Origin of the sequence: Bacillus sp. EKM202B, from assembly GCF_011066025.1 — a bacterium.
In the GTDB taxonomy this organism is placed as follows: Bacteria; Bacillota; Bacilli; order Bacillales; family Bacillaceae_G; genus Bacillus_A; species Bacillus_A toyonensis.
The window spans coordinates 172,425-199,369 of sequence record NZ_JAAMNK010000001.1; the positions used below are offsets into that span (position 1 = coordinate 172,425).

Annotated in this window: 27 protein-coding genes; all 27 read right to left on the reverse strand. The window is 37.5% G+C overall.

Annotated features, from left to right (window positions below; translation table 11 throughout):
• Positions 1 to 63 precede the first annotated feature (63 nt).
• The gene (gene tsf, locus G9F74_RS00875; RefSeq protein ID WP_001018579.1) at positions 64 to 951 is read right to left on the reverse strand and encodes a translation elongation factor Ts; all 888 of its coding nucleotides are present in this window, start codon (positions 949 to 951) and stop codon (positions 64 to 66) included.
• 103 nt (positions 952 to 1,054) lie between these two features.
• On the reverse strand, positions 1,055 to 1,756 hold the full coding sequence (gene rpsB, locus G9F74_RS00880) for a 30S ribosomal protein S2 (RefSeq protein ID WP_000111485.1): 702 nt from the start codon (positions 1,754 to 1,756) through the stop codon (positions 1,055 to 1,057).
• A 348-nt stretch (positions 1,757 to 2,104) separates the two neighbouring features.
• Entirely contained in the window at positions 2,105 to 2,884 is a 780-nt protein-coding gene (gene codY / locus G9F74_RS00885; protein WP_000421291.1) for a GTP-sensing pleiotropic transcriptional regulator CodY, read from the reverse strand.
• A gap of 77 nt (positions 2,885 to 2,961) precedes the next feature.
• A complete protein-coding gene (gene hslU / locus G9F74_RS00890) occupies positions 2,962 to 4,353 on the reverse strand; it encodes an ATP-dependent protease ATPase subunit HslU (protein WP_000550076.1) in 1,392 nt (463 codons plus the stop codon).
• 22 nt (positions 4,354 to 4,375) lie between these two features.
• Positions 4,376 to 4,918 (reverse strand): ATP-dependent protease proteolytic subunit HslV, encoded by a 543-nt coding sequence (hslV, locus tag G9F74_RS00895; RefSeq protein ID WP_000526274.1) that lies wholly within the window; start codon positions 4,916 to 4,918, stop codon positions 4,376 to 4,378.
• A 42-nt stretch (positions 4,919 to 4,960) separates the two neighbouring features.
• On the reverse strand, positions 4,961 to 5,860 hold the full coding sequence (xerC, locus tag G9F74_RS00900) for a tyrosine recombinase XerC (protein WP_001101240.1): 900 nt from the start codon (positions 5,858 to 5,860) through the stop codon (positions 4,961 to 4,963).
• 65 nt (positions 5,861 to 5,925) lie between these two features.
• On the reverse strand, positions 5,926 to 7,230 hold the full coding sequence (trmFO, locus tag G9F74_RS00905; protein WP_000212000.1) for an FADH(2)-oxidizing methylenetetrahydrofolate--tRNA-(uracil(54)-C(5))-methyltransferase TrmFO: 1,305 nt from the start codon (positions 7,228 to 7,230) through the stop codon (positions 5,926 to 5,928).
• A 50-nt stretch (positions 7,231 to 7,280) separates the two neighbouring features.
• Positions 7,281 to 9,359, reverse strand: a complete 2,079-nt coding sequence (topA, locus tag G9F74_RS00910) for a type I DNA topoisomerase (protein ID WP_001286961.1) — start codon at positions 9,357 to 9,359, stop codon at positions 7,281 to 7,283.
• A gap of 144 nt (positions 9,360 to 9,503) precedes the next feature.
• Positions 9,504 to 10,373: a DNA-processing protein DprA gene (gene dprA / locus G9F74_RS00915; RefSeq protein WP_000818051.1), complete on the reverse strand. Its 870-nt coding sequence runs from the start codon at positions 10,371 to 10,373 to the stop codon at positions 9,504 to 9,506.
• An 88-nt stretch (positions 10,374 to 10,461) separates the two neighbouring features.
• The gene (sucD, locus tag G9F74_RS00920) at positions 10,462 to 11,364 is read right to left on the reverse strand and encodes a succinate--CoA ligase subunit alpha (protein WP_000115185.1); all 903 of its coding nucleotides are present in this window, start codon (positions 11,362 to 11,364) and stop codon (positions 10,462 to 10,464) included.
• Between the two features lie 19 nt (positions 11,365 to 11,383).
• The gene (gene sucC, locus G9F74_RS00925; protein ID WP_001020779.1) at positions 11,384 to 12,544 is read right to left on the reverse strand and encodes an ADP-forming succinate--CoA ligase subunit beta; all 1,161 of its coding nucleotides are present in this window, start codon (positions 12,542 to 12,544) and stop codon (positions 11,384 to 11,386) included.
• A 194-nt stretch (positions 12,545 to 12,738) separates the two neighbouring features.
• Positions 12,739 to 13,512 (reverse strand): ribonuclease HII, encoded by a 774-nt coding sequence (locus tag G9F74_RS00930; RefSeq protein WP_016109021.1) that lies wholly within the window; start codon positions 13,510 to 13,512, stop codon positions 12,739 to 12,741.
• A gap of 56 nt (positions 13,513 to 13,568) precedes the next feature.
• On the reverse strand, positions 13,569 to 14,459 hold the full coding sequence (ylqF, locus tag G9F74_RS00935; protein ID WP_000236689.1) for a ribosome biogenesis GTPase YlqF: 891 nt from the start codon (positions 14,457 to 14,459) through the stop codon (positions 13,569 to 13,571).
• A 20-nt stretch (positions 14,460 to 14,479) separates the two neighbouring features.
• A complete protein-coding gene (gene lepB / locus G9F74_RS00940) occupies positions 14,480 to 15,031 on the reverse strand; it encodes a signal peptidase I (RefSeq protein ID WP_000712442.1) in 552 nt (183 codons plus the stop codon).
• A 101-nt stretch (positions 15,032 to 15,132) separates the two neighbouring features.
• Positions 15,133 to 15,477, reverse strand: coding sequence for a 50S ribosomal protein L19 (gene rplS, locus G9F74_RS00945; protein ID WP_001186517.1), 345 nt, complete (start codon positions 15,475 to 15,477; stop codon positions 15,133 to 15,135).
• 146 nt (positions 15,478 to 15,623) lie between these two features.
• Positions 15,624 to 16,358 (reverse strand): tRNA (guanosine(37)-N1)-methyltransferase TrmD, encoded by a 735-nt coding sequence (gene trmD, locus G9F74_RS00950; RefSeq protein ID WP_000686907.1) that lies wholly within the window; start codon positions 16,356 to 16,358, stop codon positions 15,624 to 15,626.
• Positions 16,358 to 16,873, reverse strand: a complete 516-nt coding sequence (gene rimM / locus G9F74_RS00955) for a ribosome maturation factor RimM (protein WP_000170280.1) — start codon at positions 16,871 to 16,873, stop codon at positions 16,358 to 16,360. The genes trmD and rimM overlap by 1 nt, the downstream gene beginning before the upstream one ends.
• 121 nt (positions 16,874 to 16,994) lie before the next feature.
• Positions 16,995 to 17,222 carry a KH domain-containing protein gene (locus tag G9F74_RS00960; protein ID WP_000737399.1) on the reverse strand — a complete coding sequence of 76 codons (228 nt, stop codon included), beginning with the start codon at positions 17,220 to 17,222 and terminating at the stop codon, positions 16,995 to 16,997.
• A gap of 14 nt (positions 17,223 to 17,236) precedes the next feature.
• Complete coding sequence (rpsP, locus tag G9F74_RS00965; protein ID WP_000268750.1) at positions 17,237 to 17,509, reverse strand: 30S ribosomal protein S16; 273 nt, start codon at positions 17,507 to 17,509, stop codon at positions 17,237 to 17,239.
• 101 nt (positions 17,510 to 17,610) lie between these two features.
• Positions 17,611 to 18,960, reverse strand: coding sequence for a signal recognition particle protein (ffh, locus tag G9F74_RS00970; RefSeq protein ID WP_000863463.1), 1,350 nt, complete (start codon positions 18,958 to 18,960; stop codon positions 17,611 to 17,613).
• Between the two features lie 12 nt (positions 18,961 to 18,972).
• Entirely contained in the window at positions 18,973 to 19,305 is a 333-nt protein-coding gene (locus G9F74_RS00975; protein ID WP_000891061.1) for a putative DNA-binding protein, read from the reverse strand.
• A gap of 133 nt (positions 19,306 to 19,438) precedes the next feature.
• Positions 19,439 to 20,428 carry a signal recognition particle-docking protein FtsY gene (gene ftsY, locus G9F74_RS00980; RefSeq protein ID WP_000007643.1) on the reverse strand — a complete coding sequence of 330 codons (990 nt, stop codon included), beginning with the start codon at positions 20,426 to 20,428 and terminating at the stop codon, positions 19,439 to 19,441.
• Positions 20,429 to 20,442: 14 nt separating this feature from the next.
• Entirely contained in the window at positions 20,443 to 24,012 is a 3,570-nt protein-coding gene (smc, locus tag G9F74_RS00985) for a chromosome segregation protein SMC (RefSeq protein WP_016109022.1), read from the reverse strand.
• 146 nt (positions 24,013 to 24,158) lie between these two features.
• The gene (gene rncS / locus G9F74_RS00990; protein WP_001146877.1) at positions 24,159 to 24,896 is read right to left on the reverse strand and encodes a ribonuclease III; all 738 of its coding nucleotides are present in this window, start codon (positions 24,894 to 24,896) and stop codon (positions 24,159 to 24,161) included.
• A 59-nt stretch (positions 24,897 to 24,955) separates the two neighbouring features.
• Positions 24,956 to 25,189 (reverse strand): acyl carrier protein, encoded by a 234-nt coding sequence (gene acpP, locus G9F74_RS00995; protein WP_000786062.1) that lies wholly within the window; start codon positions 25,187 to 25,189, stop codon positions 24,956 to 24,958.
• 69 nt (positions 25,190 to 25,258) lie between these two features.
• Entirely contained in the window at positions 25,259 to 25,999 is a 741-nt protein-coding gene (gene fabG, locus G9F74_RS01000) for a 3-oxoacyl-[acyl-carrier-protein] reductase (protein WP_000911780.1), read from the reverse strand.
• The gene (gene fabD / locus G9F74_RS01005; protein ID WP_000515915.1) at positions 25,999 to 26,943 is read right to left on the reverse strand and encodes an ACP S-malonyltransferase; all 945 of its coding nucleotides are present in this window, start codon (positions 26,941 to 26,943) and stop codon (positions 25,999 to 26,001) included. The genes fabG and fabD overlap by 1 nt, the downstream gene beginning before the upstream one ends.
• Between the last annotated feature and the right edge of the window lie 2 nt (positions 26,944 to 26,945).

Sequence of the window (26,945 nt, forward strand, 5' to 3'; positions counted from 1 at the left end):
GAACCTCCAATTGCTTACATCTTTATTTTAAAAAAGGGAACACAATGTGTTCCCTAATCTGTATTAGTTGTTACCTTTTACTTGGTTCATTACTTCTTCAGCAAAGTTGTCTTCGCGTTTTTCGATACCTTCACCAACAGCGTAGCGAACGAATCCTTTTAATGTTCCGCCTTTAGACTCAACGAATTGACGAACTTTCATATCAGGGTTTTTAACGAATGCTTGGTCAAGTAAGCAAATTTCTTCGAAGAATTTGCCAAGACGGCCTTCTACCATTTTTGCAACGATTTTTTCAGGCTTGCCTTCGTTTAAAGCTTGTTGTGTTAATACTTGACGCTCATGCTCAACTTCTTCAGCTGTTACAGCATCACGGTCAATGTATTTAGGGTTAACTGCTGCAATGTGCATTGCTACATCTTTAGCAGCTGCTTCGTCAGTAGAACCTTCAAGAACTGTTAATACACCAATACGTCCACCCATGTGTAGGTAAGCGCCGAATGCATCAGCATCCGTTTTTGATACGATTTCGAAACGACGAAGTGTAAGTTTTTCACCAATTTTAGCAATTGCTTCATTGATGTGCTCTTCTACTGTTTTACCGCCTTCAATTGTTTGAGCCATAGCTTCTTCAACGTTAGCTGGTTTGTTAGCTAATAAGTGAGCAGCTAATTCTTTAATTAAAGCTTGGAAACCTTCGTTTTTCGCAACAAAATCAGTTTCAGAGTTTAATTCTAAGATTAAACCGTCGTTACCGTTTGTTTCGATGAAAGTTAAACCTTCAGCAGCGATGCGGTCAGCTTTTTTAGCAGCTTTTGCAATACCTTTTTCACGTAAGAAGTCAATTGCTTTCTCCATGTCGCCGTTTGTTTCAGTTAAAGCCTTTTTGCAGTCCATCATACCTGCGCCTGTTTTTTCACGAAGTTCTTTTACCATTTGTGCAGTGATTGCCATGTTTTTCATCCTCCTAAAATATGTATTTATACCTTTTAAAAAGGTTTTTATACCTTAAAAAAGGTGATAAAAGGCCGAACCCCTTATCACCTTTCCAAATTTGTTACGCAGTAACAGTTTCTTCACCTTGTTTTGCTTCAAGGATCGCGTCTGCCATTTTAGATGTAAGAAGTTTTACAGCACGAATTGCATCATCGTTTGCTGGGATAACGTGATCGATTTCGTCTGGATCACAGTTTGTATCAACGATACCGATGATTGGAATGTGTAATTTGCGTGCTTCAGCAACTGCAATACGCTCTTTACGAGGGTCTACTACGAATAATGCACTTGGAAGACCTTTCATATCTTTAATACCGCCTAAGAATTTCTCAAGACGCTCTAACTCTTTTTTAAGTTGAACAACTTCTTTCTTAGGAAGTACTTCGAAAGTACCATCTTCTTGCATTCTTTCGATGTCTTTAAGGCGCTTGATACGCTTTTGGATTGTTTGGAAGTTTGTTAAAGTTCCACCTAACCAACGTTGGTTAACGAAGTACATACCAGCACGAGTTGCTTCTTCTTTAATAGCTTCTTGTGCTTGTTTTTTAGTACCTACGAATAAAATGTCTCCGCCTTCAGCAGCGATGTCGCGCATCGTTCTGTAAGCTTCCTCAACTTTTTTCACAGTTTTTTGTAAGTCGATGATGTAGATACCGTTACGCTCTGTGAAAATGTAACGCTTCATTTTTGGGTTCCAACGACGTGTTTGATGTCCGAAATGAACACCAGCTTCAAGCAATTGCTTCATAGAAATTACTGACATAATATAGTTCCTCCTAAATGGTTTTTGATATCCTCCGTTTACTTCATCTCTAAGCGAAACTACAACCGTAGCACCAACACTTAAATCAGTAAACGTGTGTACTTTGTACTGACACCACTGCTTACTATATCATACTGAAATATTACAATCAAGTCGAAAATGCGAACAATGTAAAACTTTCTTTATTCACACTCGAATTCTAGTATTACCAACCTGTATTTCTTTTAAGCGAAAAAATAAAATTCAATTCATAGTTTTCCAAAGAACACGATTATGGCGCTTTTCACAAACAACATCAATCTCTTATATACAAAAAAACTCTCCTCATTTGAGGAGAGTTTTTATAAATTAGTTTGTTTTTAATTTAGCAAGTTCATGTAAAAATTTGTCGTTTAATACTTTAATGTATGTTCCTTTCATACCTAAAGAACGAGACTCGATTACACCAGCACTTTCTAATTTACGTAGTGCATTTACAATCACAGAACGAGTGATTCCTACACGATCAGCAATTTTACTTGCAACAAGTAGACCTTCTGTTCCGTTTAACTCTTCGAAAATGTGCTCAATTGCTTCTAACTCACTGTAAGATAATGAGCTAATCGCCATTTGAACAACAGCTTTACTACGTGCTTCCTCTTCGATTTCTTCTGCTTTTTCACGTAAGATTTCCATACCTACTACAGTTGAACTGTATTCAGCAAGGATTAAATCATCATCTAAGAACTCTTGACCAAGACGAGCTAACACTAATGTACCTAGACGCTCACCGCCACCAACGATTGGTACGATTGTAGTTAAACCTTGACCGAATAATTCTCTATTTTCTACTGGGAATGCTGTGTAAGCACTGTTTACATCTAAGTTTGAAGATGTTTCCGTTACATTGAATAAGCTTTGCGTATATTCTTCTGGGAATTGACGCTCTGCAAGCATTTGTTTCATACGCTCGTTCTCGATTTGTTGGTGAATTGCATAACCTAGTAATTTACCACGACGACTTACTACGAATACGTTCGCTTCGATTACTTCACACATTGTGTCAGACATTTCTCTAAAGTTTACAGGCTTTCCTGCTGCGCTCTGTAATAACGCATTTAATTTTCTTGTTTTTGCTAATAATTCCATTTCAAAAGTTCCTCCTACATGTTACTCACATATTTTTTCATCACTTGGAAACTAGGGCGAGTCACCTGATGACACTATTACAAAATAAACTGGCTCACATCTTTATTTTTAGCAATTGTTGCTAATTTCTCCTCAACGTATTGAGGTGTTATCGTTATTTTCTCTAACGTAATTTCAGATGCTTCAAACGATAAATCTTCAAGGAGCTTCTCCATAATCGTATGGAGTCTTCTTGCTCCAATATTATCTGTATCCTGATTAACTTGATAAGCAATCTCAGCAATCTTACGAATAGCTTCGTCTGAAAATTCAATTTCTATACCTTCAGTCGCTAATAATGCCATATACTGTTTAATTAACGCATTGTCAGGCTCGATTAATATTTTAACAAAATCATCTGTCGATAATTTCGTTAATTCTACTCGAATCGGAAATCTCCCTTGCAATTCCGGAATTAAATCCGACGGTTTAGACATATGAAACGCTCCAGCTGCAACGAATAAAATATAATCCGTTTTTACTGATCCGTATTTTGTCGCAACATTCGATCCTTCTACAATTGGTAAAATGTCACGTTGCACACCTTCACGTGATACATCTACGCTATTCGACTGCTTACCAGCAATTTTGTCAATTTCATCGATAAAAATAATCCCGAGCTGTTCAGCACGATAAACAGCCTCTTGTGTAACTTCATCCATATCAATTAAGCGCTGTGCTTCCTCATTTGTCAAGAGTTTTCTTGCTTCTTTTACAGAAAGTTTACGTTTTTTCGTTTTTTTCGGCATAAAACTTCCTAATGCATCTTGGAAATTCATTCCCATTTGTTCCATACCAGTTCCTTGTAACATATCAAACATTGAAGACTGTTGCTCAGTCACTTCAATCGATACAATTTCATCTTCAAGAAGTCCTGCAGCAAGCTTTCTTTCCACGTCTTGACGTTTCTTTTCGATTTCAACATCTTCTTGCTCATCGGATGTTTGATTCGAATTTTGAGCACCACCAAAAAGCATTTCTAATGGATTTTTAAATCCAGATTGCTTCTCCGGACTTGGCACTAAAATTTCAACAAGACGTTGGTTCGCTTGCTCTTCTGCTTTATCTTGAACTTTAACTACCATTTCTTCTTTCACGATGCGTACTGACGTTTCTACAAGGTCACGTACCATCGACTCTACATCTCTCCCTACATATCCAACTTCTGTGAATTTAGTAGCTTCAACCTTAATAAAAGGTGCTCCAACGAGTTTCGCCATTCGTCGTGCTACCTCTGTTTTACCAACACCTGTCGGTCCAATCATTAAAATATTTTTAGGTGCAATTTCATCACGTAAATTTTCAGCTAGTTTACTGCGACGATATCGATTTCTCAAAGCTACAGCAACCGCTTTCTTTGCATCTTTTTGACCGATGATGTATTGATCTAATTTTTCCACAATTTGGCGCGGAGTAAAATGTAAATGCATATAAAATGCCTCCCTTACGATTCTACAATTCTTCAACAATTATGTTGTGGTTCGTATAAACACAAATATCGCCTGCAATTTCTAGACTCGCTTTCGCAATCTGCTTCGCAGTTAAATGTTCACTTGCATATTGTTTTAAAGCACGACCTGCAGAAAGTGCATAATTTCCACCAGATCCAATTGCTAAAATACCATCATCCGGTTCAATTACTTCTCCTGTGCCCGAAACAAGGAGCATAGTTGTTTTATCCATGACAATGAGCATCGCTTCTAACTGACGCAGCATTTTATCCCCACGCCATTGTTTCGCCATTTCAACTGCAGCACGCTGCAAGTTCCCGTTATACTCTTCTAATTTCCCTTCAAACATTTCAAAAAGAGTAAATGCGTCCGCAACTGAACCTGCAAAACCAGCTAAAACTTTCCCTTGGAAAAGTCTACGAACTTTACGAGCTGTATGTTTCATTACAACAGCATTCCCCATCGTTACCTGGCCATCTCCAGCCATTGCACATTCTCCATTATGATGAACTGCAAATATCGTTGTAGCGTGGAAATTTCCCATAGAAAAAACTCCTTTATATGTTTTTATAGCTTTAAAAGCAATTTATGCCCGCGGGTGATGCTTCATGTAAACAGAACGCAATCTTTCTTTAGAGACATGCGTATAAATTTGTGTCGTCGACAAATTTTCATGACCTAACAGCTCCTGTACAGTACGTAAATCTGCCCCTTCATCTAACATGTGTGTAGCAAATGTATGCCTTAACATATGGGGACTTATCCGCATTGTCAATGAAGCCTTCTTAATGAGTTCGTTTAATACATAGCGCACACCACGACTTGTTAGCGGCGTACCTTTCGCATTTAAAAATACCATATGAGATTGTTCTTCAGTCTTGTTAGCTAACTGTTTTCTCCCGTTCTCCATATAAGTAATTAAAGCATCTTGTGCATAACTTCCGAACGGAATATACCTTTGTTTTTTTCCTTTTCCCATCACTAAAATTGTTCCCACTGCAAAGTCAATATCGGTAAGTTGTAGGTTGACACATTCACTCACACGGATCCCCGTCGCATACATCAACTCTAATAAAGCTTGATTCCTTTGACCTAGCGGCGTTTCCGTATCAGAAACTTCAAATAATTCCTCTAATTCTTCAGCATATAAAAACTTTGGGATTGACAATTCTTTTTTGGGGAGTGACGCAAGTGCAAACGGGTTATCTTTCCGATAACCTTCACGCATTAAAAAACGATATAAACTTCGTAAGCTTGACACTTTTCTTGCGACAGATTTACGGGCTAACTTTTCATCGTGCAACGTCGTTAAGTACAAACGAACATCCGCGTATGTAACATCTAAAAAAGAGGATATGCCTTCTCGCTCCATAAATTGCACAAAATGTTCTAAATCATTTTGATAACTTGCAATTGTATATTTTGAATAATTTCTTTCAATTTGTAAATATCCAACGAATAATTGTAACAATTTCTTCACATTCACATAACTCACCTCAATAAAGGCTACTAAATCGTATCACAACTTAGTAGCCTTTGCAAGAAATTTAACTAAATATTTACAAAATTTTGAATTGTTTCTAATGCGCGTGTAGCATACGCTTCATTTCGTTCTGCCTTCTTTTTGATCTTCTTCTCTAACGGTGCAAATAGACCGAAGTTTGCATTCATAGGCTGGAAGTTTTTCGCATTTGTCGCAGTAATATAATTTGCCATACTTCCCATTGCAGTTACAGGTGGTAATACAACTGGCTCTTCGCCTTTTACAAGTCGAGCAGCGTTAATACCTGCTAATAACCCTGATGCCGCCGATTCAACATATCCCTCTACTCCAGTCATTTGACCAGCAAAGAATAAATCATCACGTTGTTTATATTGATACGTCGGACGAAGTAAATTAGGTGAATTAATAAACGTATTACGATGCATTACACCGTAGCGTACAATTTCTGCGTTCTCCAGTCCTGGAATTAACTGTAACACTTCTTTTTGTGGTCCCCACTTTAAATGCGTTTGGAAACCTACGATATTGTATAACGTTCCCGCTGCATCATCTTGACGTAACTGAACAACAGCATATGGCGTTTTCCCTGTTTTCGGATCTTCTAATCCAACAGGTTTCATTGGTCCAAATACTAGCGTCTGTCTTCCTCTGCTTGCCATAACTTCCACTGGCATACAACCTTCAAAGAAAATTTCCTTTTCAAATTCTTTTAAAGGTACTGTCTCAGCAGCAATTAAAGCCTCATAAAAACGATCAAATTCTTCTTCTGTCATAGGACAGTTTAAATATGCCGCTTCTCCTTTATCATAACGAGACTTTAAATATACTTTGTTCATATCAATGCTGTCTTTTTCAACGATTGGTGCTGCTGCATCGTAGAAATAGAAATAATCTTCACCTGTTAGTTCTTTTAATTGTGCAGCAAGATCAGGAGATGTAAGTGGACCTGTTGCAATAATTGTTGGTCCTTCTGGAATTTCAGTAAGCTCTTCATTCACTACAGTTACATTCGGATGATTCTTTACGTATTCAGTCACTTTAGCTGCAAACTCATGACGGTCAACTGCTAAAGCTCCTCCAGCTGGTACAGAGCACTCATCAGCTGCACGAATAATGACAGAATCCATTAAACGCATTTCTTCTTTAATAACTCCAACGGCATTTGTTAATGTGTTTGCACGTAATGAGTTACTGCACACTAATTCAGCAAACTTATCTGTGTGATGAGCTGGCGTTTGCCTTACTGGTCTCATTTCATATAATTTTACTTGGACACCACGTTTTGCAATTTGGTAAGCTGCTTCACTTCCTGCAAGACCTGCGCCAATGACGTTTACTACTTGTGTTGTCATATATATATCACCTTTCCTTTTCTTCCCGAAAAAAATGTGAGCAGTTACGCTCACATTTGTTGTTCTTCTTCATAATCACACGAAATACATTGTACTTGCACGCCTTTTTTCAACTTCTTCTCTACAAGCATCCCTTCACACTTCGGACATTTACGGCCAATCGGCTTATCCCAAGATACAAAGTCGCATTCTGGATACGTACCGCATCCGTAGAAAAGACGTTTCTTTTTGTTACTACGACGTTCAATAATTTGTCCTTCTTCACACTTCGGACAAATTACACCGATTTCTTTCACAATCGGTTTTGTATTACGACAATCAGGGAAATTCGAGCAAGCCATAAACTTCCCATATTTACCCATTTTAAAGACCATTGGATGACCACATAATTCACAGTCTTCCCCAGCTGGTTCATCTTTAATTTCCACTTCACGCATTTCTTTTTCCGCTTTTTCTAAGCGCGGTTCAAATCCTACGTAGAAATCATCAACAATTTTCACCCAATTCGCATTTCCTTCTTCCACTTCATCAAGGCTTTGCTCCATGTTAGCTGTGAATTCAATGTTAATAATTTCTGGGAAAAACTCTAAAATAAGTTCGATTACTATTCCACCCAATTCAGTTGGAACGAAACGTTTATTATCTAAAGCAACATAACCGCGTTTTTGAATTGTTTCAAGTGTCGGCACATAAGTGGATGGTCTTCCAATCCCAAGTTCTTCAAGTGTTCTTACTAAACGAGCCTCTGTATAACGTGGCGGTGGCTGGGTATAGTGTTGTTTCGGCTCTATATCTTTTGAAAATACCGTTTCTCCCACTTCTAACGGTGGCAACATCTTATCCTTTTCTTCCGCACCATCATCTTTTGACTCAACATACACTTTCATAAACCCCGGGAACTTTACAACCGAGCCACTTGCACGGAACTGAACATTGTTATTAATGAGTTTCGCTGTAACAGTATCCATTATAGCAGACGCCATTTGACTTGCAACAAATCGCTCCCAAATCAATTTATACAACCGAAGTTGGTCACGACCTAAGAAACTTTTTAGTTCCTCTGGCTTTCTCATTACCGAAGTAGGACGAATTGCCTCATGCGCATCTTGTGCATTTGATTTTTTCGTTTCTTTCTTCTTCTCTGTTCCTATGTATTCCGCACCATACGCCTCAGTAATGTAAGTACGAGCCTCTGTTTGAGCTGTTTCTGAGATACGCGTTGAGTCAGTTCTCATATACGTTATAAGACCCACAGTCCCTTGTTTCCCAAGATCTATCCCTTCATACAGTTGCTGTGCAAGCATCATTGTTTTCTTTGCTCGCATATTTAACTTACGTGCTGCTTCTTGTTGCAAGGAAGATGTTGTAAACGGTAAAGCGGGATTACGTTTTCGCTCTTTTCTCGTTACATTTTCAACTGAAAACGCATTATCTTTCATCTGTTCAATTATTTCATTCACTTGCGTTTCATTCGTTAATTGAACCTTTTCACCATCTACACCGTAAAAGCTTGCTTCAAATGTATCTTTCCCTTTTACAAACTCTGTTTTAATTGTCCAGAATTCTTCAGGCTCAAAGTTTTGAATCTCCCTTTCACGTTCGATAATTAAACGAACTGCTACAGATTGTACACGACCTGCACTTAATCCTTTTTTTACTTTCTTCCATAATAAAGGACTAATATTGTAACCAACTAGACGATCAAGTATACGTCTTGCTTGTTGTGCATCTACTAAATCCATATTAATTGCACGAGGATGTTTAAATGATTCTTTTATTGCATCTTTTGTAATTTCATTGAAGACAACTCGACAATCTGATTCAACATCCACATTTAACGTATTCGCTAAATGCCAAGCAATTGCTTCTCCTTCACGGTCTGGATCGGCCGCGAGATAGACTTTCTTTGCTTTTTTTGCCGCTGATTTTAAATCTTTTAAAACGGGACCTTTACCACGAATGGTAATATACTTCGGGGTGAAGTTGTTCTTTACTTCTATCCCCATTTGGCTTTTAGGTAAATCGCGAACATGTCCCATGGACGCAACGACTTTGTATTTTTTCCCTAAATATTTCTCAATGGTCTTCGCCTTAGAAGGCGACTCCACGATTACGAGGTAATCTGACATGCTAGTGCCTCCTTAAGAGGTGGATTCAAGTCTTCATTAATCTTATTGATTTCTCTTGTTTTTGTCAATCAAGAATGAATATACCATACAGTGCCAATCTACCATTTGTCAATAATTGTTTAATAAAAACATAAAAATATAAGGTTAATTTATTATTTCTTCAAAGATATCCTCTGCATTTCGTACTAGTTTTGCACCTTGTTGAATAAGCTGATTCGTTCCCGATGCACTATCAATAAATATTGGTCCAGGAAGCGCAAATACCTCTCTATTTTGCTCTAATGCAAGGTCTGCCGTAATAAGTGACCCACTTCTTGATTTTGCTTCTACAACTAAAACCCCTTTACTTATCCCGCTAATAATTCGATTTCTTTTTGGAAAATACCATTTTTTCGGTGCATAGTGCGGAGGATACTCTGTTAATAGCAATATATATTCCTCCCACTTTTCATATAAACGTCTATTCTCTTTCGGATACATATAAGATAATCCGTGTCCCAATATCGCAATAGTCGGACGATGTTTCTTTACTGTAACTTCATGAGATATTGTATCTATCCCTTTTGCAAATCCGCTCACAATAAGCCATTCTCTTTCTAATAAAGGATGTAAAATAAACTCCATACTCTCACGACTGTATAACGACGGTTCTCTCGTTCCAACAACCGCTAATTTATTTACTTTATTTAGAAAATTCTTCTCTCCTTTTCCATATAAAACAAAAGGAGGGTCTTGTATTTCACGTAATAATTGCGGGTAATTTTCATCCCATATAGTCACATAAAAGATTTGATTTCTCTCTAAATAAGATATATATTGCAAAAGGTTTGAATTTTGGAGGAAATGTACTAGTTCTGCAGATTTTTTCGGGGATATTCCAGTGTAGTTTTCTATTTGTTTTTGGTTAAAATTGTATATTACCTTCAATTCTGGATCGACATATAGCAGCCTCTCCATCGCCTTCCAATGATCCGCTAACACGTAATGCAGATGTAATAATCGCTCTCTTTTCATCCTAATTCTCCTTACCCATAATTTTTATTATGTAAACAGAAAAATTGTAAAAAGACACCCTCAAATAAGAAGGTGCCTTTCAAAAAGATTAATAGTTTTTACAAGTTTCAAATAATCCCTTTTCTTTTAAAACAGAGATTAACGTTTCACCCATAACAGCTGGTGTTTCAGCCACTTTAATACCACAAGCTTCCATTGTTTTAATCTTTTCAGCAGCAGTTCCTTTGCCGCCAGAAATGATTGCCCCCGCATGACCCATACGTTTGCCTTCAGGCGCTGTTTGGCCACCAATGAAGCCTACAACTGGTTTTGTCATATTAGCTTTTACCCATTCAGCTGCTTCTTCTTCTGCTGTACCTCCGATTTCACCAATCATAATTACAGCATGTGTTTCTTCATCTTCATTAAATGCTTTTAACGCATCAATAAAGTCTGTACCGTTAACAGGGTCCCCACCGATACCTACAGCAGTAGATTGGCCAATACCTTCTTGTGTTAACTGGTGTACAGCTTCATATGTTAATGTACCAGAACGAGATACGATACCTACATGACCTTTTTTGTGAATGTATCCTGGCATAATACCGATTTTACATTCATCAGGTGTAATGACACCTGGGCAGTTTGGTCCAAGTAAACGTGTATGTTTACCAGCCATATATCTCTTTACGTTAACCATATCTAATACAGGAATTCCTTCAGTAATACATACTACTAAATCAATCTTCGCATCAACTGCTTCCATAATTGCATCAGCAGCAAAAGCGGGTGGAACGTATACAACTGAAGCGTTTGCGCCTGTTGCTTTCACAGCATCTTCTACTGTATCAAATACTGGTACACCTTCAATATCAGTGCCGCCTTTACCAGGTGTTACACCACCGACAATTTTCGTACCGTATTCAATCATTTGTTTTGTATGGAATAATCCTTGAGAACCAGTAATACCTTGAACAATAACTTTTGTATCTTTATTAACTAATACGCTCATTTTTCTCCCCCGCTTTCTATTAGCCCACTAGTGAAACAATTTTCTGTGCACCGTCTGCCATAGATTCTGCTGCAACAATATTTAAGCCAGACTCATTTAAAATTTTCTTACCTAATTCTACGTTTGTACCTTCAAGACGTACAACTAAAGGTAATTCAAGACCTACTTGCTTCGTTGCTTCAATAACACCTTCTGCGATAACATCACACTTCATAATGCCACCAAAAATGTTAACGAAGATACCTTTTACATTTTTGTCAGAAAGGATAATTTTGAATGCTTCTGTTACTTTTTCAGCCGTTGCACCGCCACCAACATCTAAGAAGTTAGCTGGGTCACCATGGTAATGTTTAATGATATCCATTGTAGCCATCGCTAAACCTGCACCATTTACCATACAACCGATATTTCCATCTAAAGGAATGTAGTTTAAGTCATATTTAGATGCTTCAACTTCTTTTGAATCTTCTTCATCAAGATCACGCAGCTCTAAAATGTCTTTATGACGATATAATGCATTAGAATCAAAGTTTAATTTTGCATCTAACGCCATTACTTTACCGTCACCTGTTGTAACAAGTGGATTAATTTCAGCGATAGAGCAATCTTTTTCAATAAACGCACGATATAAGCCCATCATAAACTTCACAGCTTGTCCTACAAGCTCTTTTGGAATATTGATGTTAAATGCGATTCGACGCGCTTGGAAACCTTGTAAACCTACTGCTGGATCAATATATTCTTTAAAGATTTTTTCAGGTGTTTTTTCTGCTACTTCTTCAATTTCTGTTCCACCTTCTTCAGATGCCATTAAAACAACTTGAGAAGTTGCACGATCTAACACTAGACCTACATAATATTCTTTCTTAATATCGCAACCTTCTTCGATAAGTAAGCGTTTTACTTCCTTACCTTCAGGACCTGTTTGATGCGTTACAAGTGTAGTTCCTAAAATGCTTTCTGCATATGTACGAACTTCTTCTAAATTTTTCGCAACTTTTACACCGCCAGCTTTGCCGCGTCCACCAGCGTGAATTTGCGCTTTAACTACACATACATCCGTTCCTAATTCTTTCGCTGCTTCTACAGCTTCTTCTACTGTAAATGCAACTTTCCCGTTCGGAACGCTAACCCCATAGCTTTTAAGGACTGCCTTACCTTGGTACTCATGGATATTCATGGTCCCATCCTCCCCTGTTTTCCTGTTTTACTCGAAAAGTTTTTTAATGTTTAAAAAACATTACATTGCCATTGTATAAGATGATTGGCACGCTGTCTACAATAAAGTGTCAGAAAACTGAAATCGCTTTATTCTTTTTCGAAAATAATAATGTTCATATACCAAAATAAAAAAATAAGCTGTATATTCACAGCTTATTTTTGAATCATATCTTTAATTGGCGCAAATGATTTCCGGTGTTCCTCTAATACTCCATGCGCTTCAATCGCTTCTAAATGCTGTTTCGTTCCATACCCCATATGTTGTCCAAATCCATATGCAGGATACTTTTCCCCAAGCTCTTTCATCATACGATCTCTCGTCACCTTCGCAATAATAGATGCAGCTGAAATAGAAACACTTTTCGCATCACCTTTAATAATGGATGTTTGTGGAATTGATGTAGGAAGCTTCATCGCATCAATTAATAAATATTGTGGTGTACAAGATAAATTCGCAACAGCATCTAACATCGCTTGTTTCGTCGCTTGATAAATATTTATCTCATCTATGACTTGCGGTGATACAATTCCAACTCCAATCGCAATTGCTTGTGCTTTTATTTCATCATAAAAACGCTCTCGCTTCGCTTCACTCAGCTTTTTTGAGTCATCTAACCCTGGAATATAAAAATCATCTGGAAGAACGACAGCTGCCGTCACAACGGGCCCAGCTAATGGTCCACGCCCTACTTCATCAATGCCAGCAATATATGTGATTCCTTTTTCACGTAACGCATTTTCATACTTAGACATTTCTAGAAATTTTTCTTTTTCCTTTTGTGCTAACTCTTTTTGTTTGTACCACTTCAAAATAAGTTTTTGAATGCCCTTTCGTTCATCTTTTATTAACATTTGAAAGCGATCATCTTCTTCACTCATAATTTCTTGCAGTAAATTCTCCGCTTCTTGTATTGTCATTTTTTGCATATAAGTACACTCCTTTATAAACGTATACAAAAAGAAAAGACGCACAAACGCACGTCTTATACTTCTTCTATTTTCTCTACCTCTTCTACTTGCTCCACAAACTCTTCTGGTGTTTCAAACGTCATTTTACCAAGTTTTCCACCGCGAAGTTCACGAAGTACCAGTTCAGATGTTTTATCATAATCAATCATTCCGCCGCCCATTAAACAGCCTCTGTATTTTCCAATTGCATCAAATAACTCTACAATATCTTCTGGAATTTCATCTAAATTATATCGCTCTTTTAAACGTTCTGGATAGTGTTTCTCCATAAAACGTAATGCATAAACAGCTACATCTTGTAAATTTAAAATTGAATCTTTAATTGCACCCGTTGTCGCTAAACGAAGACCCACTAATTGATCTTCAAATTTAGGCCACAGAATACCTGGTGTATCTAACAGTTCCATTTCTTTCCCAACTTTAATCCATTGTTGAGCTGTTGTCACACCTGGACGATCTCCTGTTTTAGCAATGTTTTTCTTCGCCAATTTATTAATTAACGTAGATTTACCAACATTCGGTATACCGACAATTAAAGCACGAATTGCTCTCGGTCTAATCCCTTTCGCAACCATCTTATCAAACTTCTCTTTAACAAGCACTTTACAAGCCGCAGTAATTTCCTTCATACCTTGTCCAGCTTGCGCATTAATTGAAATTGCCATATGCCCTTTTTCTTTAAAATATGCAATCCATTCTTTCGTTAGACGATCATCTGCCATATCCGCTTTATTTAAAACAACAAGCCTTGGCTTATGTGTAATAATCTCATCAATCATCGGGTTTCTAGATGATAATGGTAATCGAGCATCTACAAGTTCAATTACAACATCAATTAATTTTAATTTTTCTGTTACTTGGCGTCTAGCCTTAGCCATATGCCCTGGAAACCATTGAATTACCATGTTGCCACCTTCTTTTTCATTTATTTCACAATACGTGCATCTTTTAACGGCCAATATAGCATATTGGCTTTACCAAGTACTTGATCCATTGAAATCGTACCAATCGAACGGCTATCTTTACTAAAACGACGATTATCCCCTAAAACAAATAATTGATCTTTTGGAACAGTTTTCTTTCCCGTCATTTCTTCAAGAGTAAAATCATATGTAAGCGGTCCATCAGCAAGCTGTTTTTTCTGCTTATCTAAATACGGCTCCTCATAAACCTTTCCGTTAACATATAGTTTGTCATTCCGATACTCTATTTCATCGCCTGGCAGGCCAATAATACGCTTTATATAATCTTTATCTTCCGTTGCACGGAATACGATAATATCGAAGCGTTTTGGGTCTCCTATGTGATAACCAATTTTATTTACAATCATTCGATCTCGATCATGTAAAGTTGGCGCCATTGATACCCCATCTACGAGAATTGGTGCAAAGAAAAACTGTCTAATAACACCAGCTAATACAACAGCAATCAAAATTGCTTTGATCCATTCCCAAAGTGAACTCGTCTCTTTTTTCATGTATTTCCCCTCCACGGTTATGTAAGCTGCTCGTATTATACCAAAATTTTATATAGATTGGAAAAAGGGAGCTTGCGCATTTACAAGCTCCCATACATGTCTTATCGAATTTCTTTAATACGTGCTTTTTTACCGCGAAGGTTACGTAAGTAGTATAACTTAGCACGACGTACTTTACCACGGCGAAGTACTTCGATGTTCGCGATTCTTGGCGTGTGAACTGGGAATGTACGCTCAACACCTACACCGTAAGAAATCTTACGAACTGTGAATGTTTCACTGATTCCGCCACCACGACGTTTGATTACAACACCTTCGAAAAGCTGAATTCTTTCACGAGTTCCCTCAACTACTTTTACGTGTACACGTAAAGTGTCTCCAGGACGGAATGAAGGAAGGTCAGTTTTTAATTGGCCTTTTGTAATTTCTGCGATTAATTGTTGCATATTAAATTCTCTCCTTTAAACAGATGCTCTTATAAAGTCTTATTAAATTACAGCGGAACATCGTTAATACGGCTACTGATTTCAGTAGCACAAATGTTATAATAGCATATTGCTAGGACTGTTGCAATAGAAAATATATGAAGCCCTTATTGTTCTTCTTTAATCTGTTCCAACCATTTCTTTTCTTGCTTAGATAATTCTCTTTCTTCCAATAAATCCGGTCTACGTGTGTACGTACGACGCAAAGATTCTTTATGGCGCCATTCATCAATATTTTTATGATTTCCTGACATTAAAACATCTGGTACCTTCATACCACGAAAATCAGCAGGACGTGTATAATGTGGATGTTCCAATAACCCTGTACTAAACGAATCTTCCACTTGTGAAGCATGATTTCCTAGTACTCCTGGCAGGAGACGTACTACACTATCAGTAATAACCATAGAGGCTAATTCTCCACCTGTTAATACGTAGTCACCAATAGAAATCTCATCAGTTACGAGATGCTCACGAATCCGTTCATCATACCCTTCATAATGCCCACATACAAAGATTAAATGTTCTTCCTCTGCAAGCTCTTCCGCTTTCTTCTGAGTAAATCTTTCCCCTTGCGGACACATTAAGACAACTCTCGGCTTACGCTCTGTTTCTTTCGTTAAATCTTCCACCGCATCAAAAATAGGCTGAGGAGTAAGCACCATACCAGCACCTCCGCCGTAAGGATAATCGTCTACACTATTATGCTTACTCGTTGTATAATCACGAAAGTTAACAACACGAAGGCTTACCGCTTCTTTTTCTTGCGCCTTCTTTAAGATGGAAGACCCAAATACACCGGTAAACATGTCTGGAAACAACGTTAAAATATCAATTTTCATTATAGTAGCCCTTCCATTACATGAATGGTTACTAATTTATTTTCAATATTAACTTGAAGTACAACATCATCAATGTAAGGAATTAAAAGATCTTGGCCCTTTGGACGTTTAATTACCCAAACATCATTTGCACCAGGAGATAGAATCTCTTTAATCGTTCCTAACGCTTCTCCTTCTTCCGTAACAACACTGCAACCAATAATTTCATGATAGTAGTATTCACCTTCAGCAAGTTCGCCTAACTGCTCTTCTGGTACTTTTATTAAAGAACCTTTAAACTTTTCTGCTTCATCTACATTGTTGTATCCTTCAAATGTTAATAAATCAAATGTCTTATGTTGACGATGAGAAGTTACCTTCACCGGAAGGAAGTCTGTACTTTTCTCATTCGATATGTATAGAGTGTTTCCTACTTTATATCGCTCTTCCGGAAAATCAGTACGAGAAATAACACGAATTTCTCCTCTTACGCCATGAGTATTTACAATTTTCCCTACATTAAACCATTTTGTCATAAATAGTATGTCACCCCTGGTTTCTATATAAATTAAGCATCTCCATTTCACATATGGAACATGCAACTTCTCTTTAAATGTTAAAAAAGGGAGAGGATGTAACTCCTCGCCCTTTTTACGTTTATTGAATTTCCAGTGTTACTTTTTCATCATTATGATGTCCCACTGAATACAAGAGCATTCGAATCGCTTTCGCAACTCTCCCTTGCTTACCAATGACTTTTCCAACATCCTCAGGATGTACAGTTAATCGATACTTTATCTCTCCGTTGTAAAGTTCCTGTGTAACTTTTACATCTTCAGGATGATCGACAAGAGGCTTGACAATCGTCTCGACTAACTTCTTCATAGTCATTGCCTCAATTACTTACCTTGTTTAGATAAGTGGAATTTCTCCATGATACCTTGGTTAGAGAATAAGTTACGAACTGTATCAGATGGTTTAGCACCGTTTCCTAACCATTTTAATGCTGCTTCTTCGTTGATCTTAACTTCAGCTGGTTGAGCAACCGGATTATAAGTACCGATTTCCTCAATGAAACGTCCGTCACGAGGAGAACGAGAATCTGCAACAACTACACGATAGAAAGGAGTTTTTTTAGCTCCCATACGTTTTAAACGAATTTTAACTGCCATTTTATAAAGCACCTCCGAATTTATTTCACACAGATAATTATATTAGCAAAAAGACTATTGCTTTGTAAAGTATTTTTTCTTAACAGAGCCATCTTTTTTTCTTACATGAATGGAAACTTCATTCCACCTAGTCCTTTTTTCTTACCTTTTTGCATTCCAGTCATCGTTTTCATCATTTTCTTCATATCATCGAATTGCTTGATTAGACGATTGATTTCTTGTACGGTTGTACCGCTACCTTTGGCAATGCGTTTTTTTCGACTAGCGTTAATTATTTCCGGTTGTTCACGTTCTAATTTAGTCATAGAACGAATAATTGCCTCAATATGCCCAATTTGCTTTTCATCAACTTGCGCATTTTTCAGCCCTTTAATTTTATTTGCACCAGGAAGCATCCCTAACAATTCGTCAAGTGGTCCAAGTTGACGCACTTGTCCAAGTTGTTCTAGGAAATCGTCAAGTGTAAACGAAAGCGTACGCATTTTTTGCTCAAGTTCTTTTGCTTTCTCTTCATCAACTGTAGCTTGCGCTTTTTCAATTAATGTTAAGACGTCGCCCATCCCTAAAATGCGGGATGCCATACGTTCTGGATGGAACGCTTCAATCGCATCTAGTTTTTCACCCATACCAGCAAATTTAATTGGTGTATTTGTTACAGCCTTAATAGATAATGCCGCACCACCGCGCGTATCACCATCTAGTTTCGTTAATACAACACCCGTTAACCCTAACTGATCATGGAAACTTTGTGCAACATTTACCGCGTCTTGTCCTGTCATCGCATCGACAACAAGGAAAATTTCATCCGGATTCGCAACTTCTTTCACTTTCGCTAATTCATCCATTAGTTCTTCATCAATATGCAGGCGACCTGCTGTATCGATTAAAACATAATCGTGATGATCTTCTTTTGCCTTTGCAATCGCTTGTTTCGCAATTTCAACAGGACTTACTTGATCTCCTAAAGAGAAAACAGGCATGTCCAATTGCTTCCCTAATGTTTCAAGCTGTTTAATCGCTGCTGGACGGTAAATATCCGCTGCAACAAGCATCGGTTTACGATTATGCTTTTTACGAAGCAAATTCGCAAGCTTACCTGTTGTCGTCGTTTTACCCGCACCTTGCAGACCAACCATCATTATAACAGTCGGTGGCTTATTAGCAACAGCAATTTTGCTTTGCTCTCCGCCCATAAGTTCTGTAAGTTCTTCCTGTACAACTTTAATTACTTGTTGTCCAGGTGTCAAACTTTTCATTACATCTTGTCCGACAGCACGCTCAGACACACGCTTTACAAAATCTTTTACTACTTTAAAGTTAACATCCGCTTCTAAAAGAGCTAGACGAACTTCTCTCATCATTTCTTTCACATCGGCTTCAGAAACTTTTCCTTTGCCGCGGATTTTTTGCATTGTCTGTTGAAGTCGGTCGGCTAATCCTTCAAATGCCATATTGCCGCCCTCCTAATCTAATTTTTCGATAGCTTCAACAACTTGTTTCATTTCTTCATTCACATGCTCTTCTTCGCTGATTAGCTGTTTTAGCTTTGCAACAAGTCGCTGTCGCTCTTGAAACTTTTGAAGTAATACTAATTTATCTTCATATTCTTCAAGCATCGCTTCAGTCCGTTTAATGTTATCATACACGGCTTGGCGACTTACATCAAATTCTTCCGCAATTTCACCAAGAGATAAATCATCTAGATAATAAAGCGACATATAACTTCTTTGTTTTTGCGTTAACAACGATTGATAAAAATCAAATAAATAGTTCATTCTCGTTGTTTTCTCGAGCATGTTGGATCATCCTTTGTTAAGTGATTTCCCTTTACATCAATTAGTTTACATGGAGTATAAAAGAGTGTCAAGTTTTTTTCTTAACATCACTTATTTTTTATAGAAAAAGAAGCGGTAATACCGCTTCTTTCATTTATACTTCTTCTGTTTCCACTAAATTTGCAAATAAACCATACACATATTGTTCTGGATCAAACTGCTGCAGATCATCCATTTGCTCTCCTAAGCCAACAAATTTCACCGGTACATCCATTTCGTTACGAATTGCTAATACGATACCACCTTTAGCAGTTCCATCTAACTTCGTTAAAACAATACCAGTAACATTCGTTGCTTCACGGAATGTTTTCGCTTGACTTAAACCGTTTTGACCTGTTGTTGCATCAATAACTAGTAACACTTCATGAGGAGCTCCTGGTACTTCACGCTCAATTACACGCTTCACTTTCTCTAACTCTTTCATTAAGTTCACCTTATTTTGCAAACGTCCTGCTGTATCACATAGTAATACATCTACTTTACGCGCTTTTGCAGCTTGTACAGCGTCATACATTACCGCTGCAGGGTCAGAACCAGACCCTTGTTTAATGACTTCTACACCAACGCGATCGCCCCATACTTCTAATTGTTCAATCGCGCCAGCACGGAACGTATCTCCTGCTGCCAATAGGACTGACTTACCTTCTGATTTAAATCTATGTGCCAGTTTACCAATTGTCGTCGTTTTCCCTACACCGTTAACACCTACAAATAAAACAACTGTTAATTGATCTTCTTGCATATTGATTTCATTACTAAAGTCGCTGTCACCTTTATAAATGCCAACTAACTTTTCCGAAATAACAGCTTGTACTTCTTTTGGGTCCTGAATATTTCGGCGCTGCACTTCTTCTTTCAACTGATCAATTAATTCCATTACAGTCGAAACCCCTACGTCTGCGCCGATTAAAATCTCTTCTAACTCTTCAAAGAAATCTTCATCCACTTTACGGTAACGATAGACTAAATCATTTACTTTATCCGCAAATGAATTTCTCGTTTTTTCCAATCCGTGTTTAAATTTCTCTGTTACTGTATCCGTTTGTTTTGAAATTTTTTCTTTAAGTTTTTTAAAAAAGCTCATGCTTCCCATCCTTCCTATTTACTCGCCACAAGTTCTTCCCCGTCATCTAAACGAACAGAAACAAGCTTAGATACACCTGATTCTTGCATCGTTACACCATACAATACATCAGACTCTTCCATTGTACCTTTCCTGTGTGTAATTACAATAAACTGCGTCTCATCACTAAATTTCTTTAAATATTGCGCAAAACGAGCAACATTCGCTTCGTCTAGAGCCGCTTCTACTTCGTCTAGTACACAGAATGGTACTGGGCGTACTTTTAAAATACCAAATAAAAGCGCTATTGCCGTTAAAGCACGTTCTCCACCTGACAGTAAACCTAAGTTCTGCAATTTCTTTCCTGGTGGTTGTGCAACAATATCAATACCAGTATTTAATATGTCTCCAGGATCCGTCATTACTAAATCCGCTCTACCGCCTCCGAATAATTCAGTAAATACAGATTGAAACTCCGTTCGAATCCCTTCAAAAGTAGTGGAAAAACGTTTTTTCATTTCTTCATCCATCTCAGTAATAAGTTGGTGCAATGTCGCTTTCGCTTCTTCTAAATCATCTCGTTGCTCTAGTAAGAACGTATGACGTTCCGCTACTCGCTCGTATTCATCAATTGCACCCAAGTTTACTGTACCTAACTCTTCTATGGATAGTTTTATTAATTTCACCTTTTTACGCGCATCTTCTGCAGGCATCATCATTGTATACTTCAGTTTTGCTGCTTCAAATGAAATCGTATATGTTTCACGTAAATGTTGCAATCTATTTTCCAACTCAACATCAAGTCGGTTAATTTTCACTTCTTGATCTTTCAACAACTCAAGAATATATTTATGCTTGCCTAACGTTTCCTTCACATTGCGTTCTAAATGCTCCACTCTCTCTTGTAATGATACACGTTGTTCACGGCGAGAGCGAATTAATTCTGAAGTTTGATTACGATCATATGCTTTTTTCTCAATCATATTCGTAATTTGTTCTTCACCACTTGAATTAGATGTCATTTCTTGCTTTAAGAATGCTAAATCTTCTTTTGTTTTTACAAGTGTTGTATCAGTTTCTTCTTTTTCCTTCGTTAATCGCTCAACTTTTTCTTTTTGATTAGACAAACGTTGTTGTTGTTCAGCCGCTTGTACTTTCAGCTCAGTCATTTCCTTCTGAACTTTTTCTTTTGAAGAATGTTGCTCGCTTTTTTGTTTCGTTAACGCGACGATTTTGCTCTCTAATTCCGAAATCTCTGCTTGAAGAGTTGCTAAAATCTTTTCTAACTCTCCTTTACGTCCTTGCATTTTCACTTGATCTTGTAAAAATCCTTCTATCTCTAAGTCGTATATAGATAAGCGATCATTAATTCGATGTTCTTCTAATTCTAATTGATTAATTTCTTCTCTTAATTTTTGTTCATCTACACGCTCAGTTTCTACACCTTGGCGTAGTTCGCGTATTTGTACTTCTTTTTCTTGAATCTCTTGCTTTACTGCTTTAACAAAGTTTTCTAGCTTCGTTGTTTTTTCTTCCATATCAGTGAGCTTTTTAGTCCATTCTTCAAGTTCACGCTGACGTCCTAATAAAGAAGATTTCGCCTGTTTTACAGCTCCACCAGTCATTGAACCCCCAGGATTCACTACGTCACCTTCAAGTGTTACAATACGATAGCGATATTGTAATTGTTTCGCTAATTCATTTGCACCGCGTAAATCTTTCGCAACAACAACTGTACCTAATAGGCTCGAAACGACATTCTCGTATTTATTATTGTACTGCACAAGTTCTGCCGCTACTCCTACAAACGATGGATGTTGATTCACAACACGTAACTGTTCAAATGATAACGATCTACTTTTAATAACAGCTTGCGGTAAAAACGTTGCACGTCCATGTTTATTCTGCTTTAAAAATGCAATTGCATTACGAGCATGTTCCTCTGTTTGTACAACGATATGCTGCATTGCTGCACCTAGAGCGATTTCCATTGCCACTTCATATTCTTTCGGTACCGTTAACAGTTCCGCAACAGCACCCTCGATACCTTGCAACCTATTTTCTCTAGCTTTCAATACTTCACGTACACCTTGGTAGAAACCAGAATAGTCCTCTTGCATCTCTTCTAGCATTTCTTTTCGTGAGCGCGCCTGTTGTACAAATTGATATGCTTGATACAGTTTTGTTTCATTTTCACTATACTGCGCCTTACATTTCCCAAGCGCCGCTTCTGTTTTCTGTATGTTCGAAATGATACCAGCTATTTTTTCTTTCACTTGTTCATAACTTTCAACAAGTTTCGTCTTTTTCGCTGTGATTTCCATACGCATTTCTACATATTTCGCATTCTCTTCATCAAGACGTTCATTTTTAGAGTTTTGCTGTTTAGACTGTTCTTCAATCATAGATAATTCATTACGCTGACTAGCTTGTTGATTTAAAAGTTCAATATAATCCCCTTTTAAATTCTCAATCTGTTCCTCTAAATTATCCGCTAAAGTTGCAAGCAGTTGTTCATTATCAAGCAAATTTCTCTCCAATTCTTTTACTTGATCTACAAATTGCATTAACACTTCTGTACTTGATTCAATTTCACCATCATAACTTTTAGCTTTTTCTGTCAATTCAACAATTAACTGTTCAAGTTGTGCACAATGCGTCGTAGCATTTTGCTTCCTCTCTTTTAACAGCTCACGTTGTCCTTCTAATTTTTCTAGCTCTTTGCTAGAAAGAAGAAGAACTTCTTGCAAGGAATCTACAGACTCATCTACCGCTTGTAATTGTCCACGTAATTCCTCAAGCTCTTCTTCACTTTTTTGTAAATGCGTTGACATTTTAGCTTCTTCGTTTTTATTATGCCCAAACTGACTTCGAAGCGCTTCCCATTTCTCATGCAATTCTTCAATTTCATGTACAATAAGCGCAGCTTCTACTTTCTCTAACTCTTCTTTTTTCTCGAGATAATCTTTCGCAATAGAAGCTTGTCTCTCTAACGGTTCTACTTGAATACTCAATTCATGAATAATATCTTGTACACGATTTAAGTTTTCTTGTGTATCCGCTAATTTCCCTTCAGCTTTCTTTTTACGAAGTTTGTATTTCAGCACACCTGCCGCTTCTTCAAATACACCGCGACGTTCTTCTGATTTACTACTTAAAATCTCTTCCACTTTCCCCTGACTAATAATTGAAAAGGCTTCTCTTCCCATGCCAGAGTCCATAAATAAATCGATAATGTCTTTCAATCTACAAGATTGTTTATTTATATAAAAGTCACTATCACCTGAACGAGATACACGGCGCGTTACACTCACCTCGTTATATTCAATCGGTAAACGTTGATCTTCATTATTTAAAGTTAATGTTACTTCAGCTACATTAACCGCTCTCCTCGTTTCACTACCGGCAAAAATAACATCCTCCATCTTTGCACCACGTAATGATTTTGCAGATTGTTCACCAAGTACCCAGCGAATTGCATCAGTAATATTACTTTTCCCGCTCCCATTAGGCCCTACTACAGACGTAACACCTGGAACAAAATCGACAGATACACGCTCAGCAAAAGATTTAAATCCTGCTATTTCTAATCTTTTTAAAAACACGAAAGGTCTTCCTCCTATTCTCCGTTGTTATATACGTTGTCTGTACGAAACCAAGCTATAATACAGATTTACTTTCCTTTCATTTATCTACAAAAGAAAAGTTTCATTCTATGCATAAGGAATCCCCCTATTCAAAGGGGGATTCCTTATAATTGTTCTTTTAATTTTTTCAATGCTTCTGCAGCAGCTTGTTGCTCTGCTTCTTTTTTCGACTTACCACTACCAAGACCTAACGCTACATTATTTAATGTAACACGTGACACAAATTCTCGATTATGGGCTGGTCCTTTTTCTTGCAAAATTTGATACTCAATGTTGCCACTACCATCACGCTGGATCAATTCTTGCAATTGACTCTTATAATCCATCACATGAGAAAAAGCACCTTCATTAATTTTCGGATACACAATTTCTTTTAAGAATCCCCAAACTGTTTCTAGCCCTTGATCAAGATAAAGGGCACCAATAAACGCTTCAAAGACATCCGCTAATAAAGCTGGTCGTTCACGTCCACCTGTCATTTCTTCACCTTTCCCTAATAAAACAAGGCTTCCAAATGACAGCTCATTTGCAAAACGAACAAGAGATGGCTCACATACAATAGCTGCACGTAGTTTTGTTAACTCTCCTTCGCTCATTGTCGGATATTTTTGAAACAGATACTGCGATACAGTAAGTTCCAATACTGCATCTCCAAGAAATTCGAGACGCTCATTGTCTTCATGCGGTTTTTTTCGATGCTCATTCACATACGATGAATGCGTAAATGCTTGAGTCAATAATTTTTCATCTGTAAACGTAATACCTATCTTTTCTTGAAACACTTTAAACGCTTCACGATATTTTGTTTCGTATTTTTTTTCTCTATATTTTCGGTACGGCATAGGTCCCTCCAGATATAAGCCGAGAAAGCCCCGCTAAATAACGGGACTTCACTTAAGCATTATAGATGACTCTCTATGTAAGTCACAGCATCGCCAACAGTAGCAATCTTTTCAGCATCTTCATCAGAAATTTCCATTTCGAATTCATCTTCTAATTGCATTACAAGTTCTACTACATCTAGGGAGTCTGCGCCTAAATCTTCTTTAAAGCTTGCAGCTGGTACTACTTCAGTTTCTTCTACACCTAAACGATCAACGATGATTTTTGTTACACGCTCTAAAACATCTGCCATTCCATTCACCTCCCCTCAAATATTATATTAAATATTGTCCAAAAAAACTAGATGAAATCGATTCTTTTATTACATTACCATTCCGCCATCAACATTTAACGTTTGTCCTGTAACATATTTGCTTTGATCCGAAGCAAAAAACGTTACAGCATTCGCGATATCTTGCGCTTCACCAAACTGTGCAGCCGGAATAACTTTTAACATTTCACCTTTTATATTTTCATCTAATACGTCCGTCATATCAGTTGCAATAAATCCAGGAGCAATTGCATTTACAGTTATATTTCGACTTGCTAATTCTTTTGCTGATGTTTTTGTTAATCCAATTACACCAGCTTTAGCAGCAACATAATTAGCCTGCCCTGGATTTCCTACAACACCAACAACAGAAGCAATATTTATTATTCTACCATGACGTTGGCGCATCATATAACGAGATACTGCTTTTGTACATAAGAATACACCTTTTAAGTTTGTATTAATAACTGTATCCCATTCTTCTTCTTTCATACGCATTAATAAATTATCTTTTGTTACGCCAGCGTTATTTACAAGAATATCGACTTGTCCAAATGTATCTACTGTTTGTTTCACCATATTTGTAACATCTTCAGCATTTGCAACATCTGCTCTTACCGCAATTGCATCTGAACCTAATTTCTTGATTTCATCTACTACTTCATTCGCCTTTTGTTCATTACCAGCATAATTTACTACTACATTTGCCCCTTGTTTCGCTAAATCGATTGCAATCGCGCGACCAATTCCACGTGAAGCACCAGTTACTAATGCTACTTTCCCTTTTAACATCAGTTTTCTCCTCTCAAATTTGAAATGGTATCTTTTAATGTCGCTTCATCATATATGGCATATGCTTTCACTGATGAATCAATCGACTTCATAAGCCCAGCAAGTACTTTTCCAGGTCCAATTTCAATAAATATATCCACACCTTGTTTCACCATAGTTTCAATAGATGGGTACCATAACACAGGTGAATACAGTTGTTCAATTAGCTTCTCTTGAATATCTGCACCACGTGTAATAACATCTGCTGTAACATTTGCTATAACAGGAATATTCGTATCCTGAATTGTAATTTCATTTAACACACTTTGAAACTTCTCAGCAGCTGGCTTCATAAGAGAGGAATGAAATGGTCCACTTACTTTAAGCGGAATTGCTCTTTTAGCACCATTTTCTTTCGCTCTTTGAGAAGCAAGTTCTACCCCTTGATTTGTTCCAGAAATTACAATTTGCTTCGTACTATTCATGTTTGCAATCTGTACTGCATACCCTTCACTTGTTACTTCTTCTGTAACTCGTTTCAGCATATCTGGATCAGCACCTAAAATAGCTGCCATTGCCCCTTCCCCACCAGGAACGGCTTCTTCCATATATTCGCCACGTTTTCTTACAGCATATACAGCATCTTCAAAAGTTATAGCACCAGCTGCCACAAGAGCGCTATATTCACCTAAACTATGTCCTGCTACAAAATCAGGTGTAATGTCATACTCTTTCAAAGCTGTCAAAATAGCAAAACTCGTTGTTAATAATGCAGGTTGTGCATTTGTCGTTAATGTAAGCTTTTCCTGCGGCCCTTCAAAAATCACCTCTGAAAGTGAATCGTGTAACACCTCATCTGCTTTCGCAAACACTTTCGCAACCTCGTTATTATTCTCCGCTAACTGTCTACCCATTCCAACTGCCTGTGAACCTTGGCCCGGAAAAAGAAATGCTATTTTTCCCATTT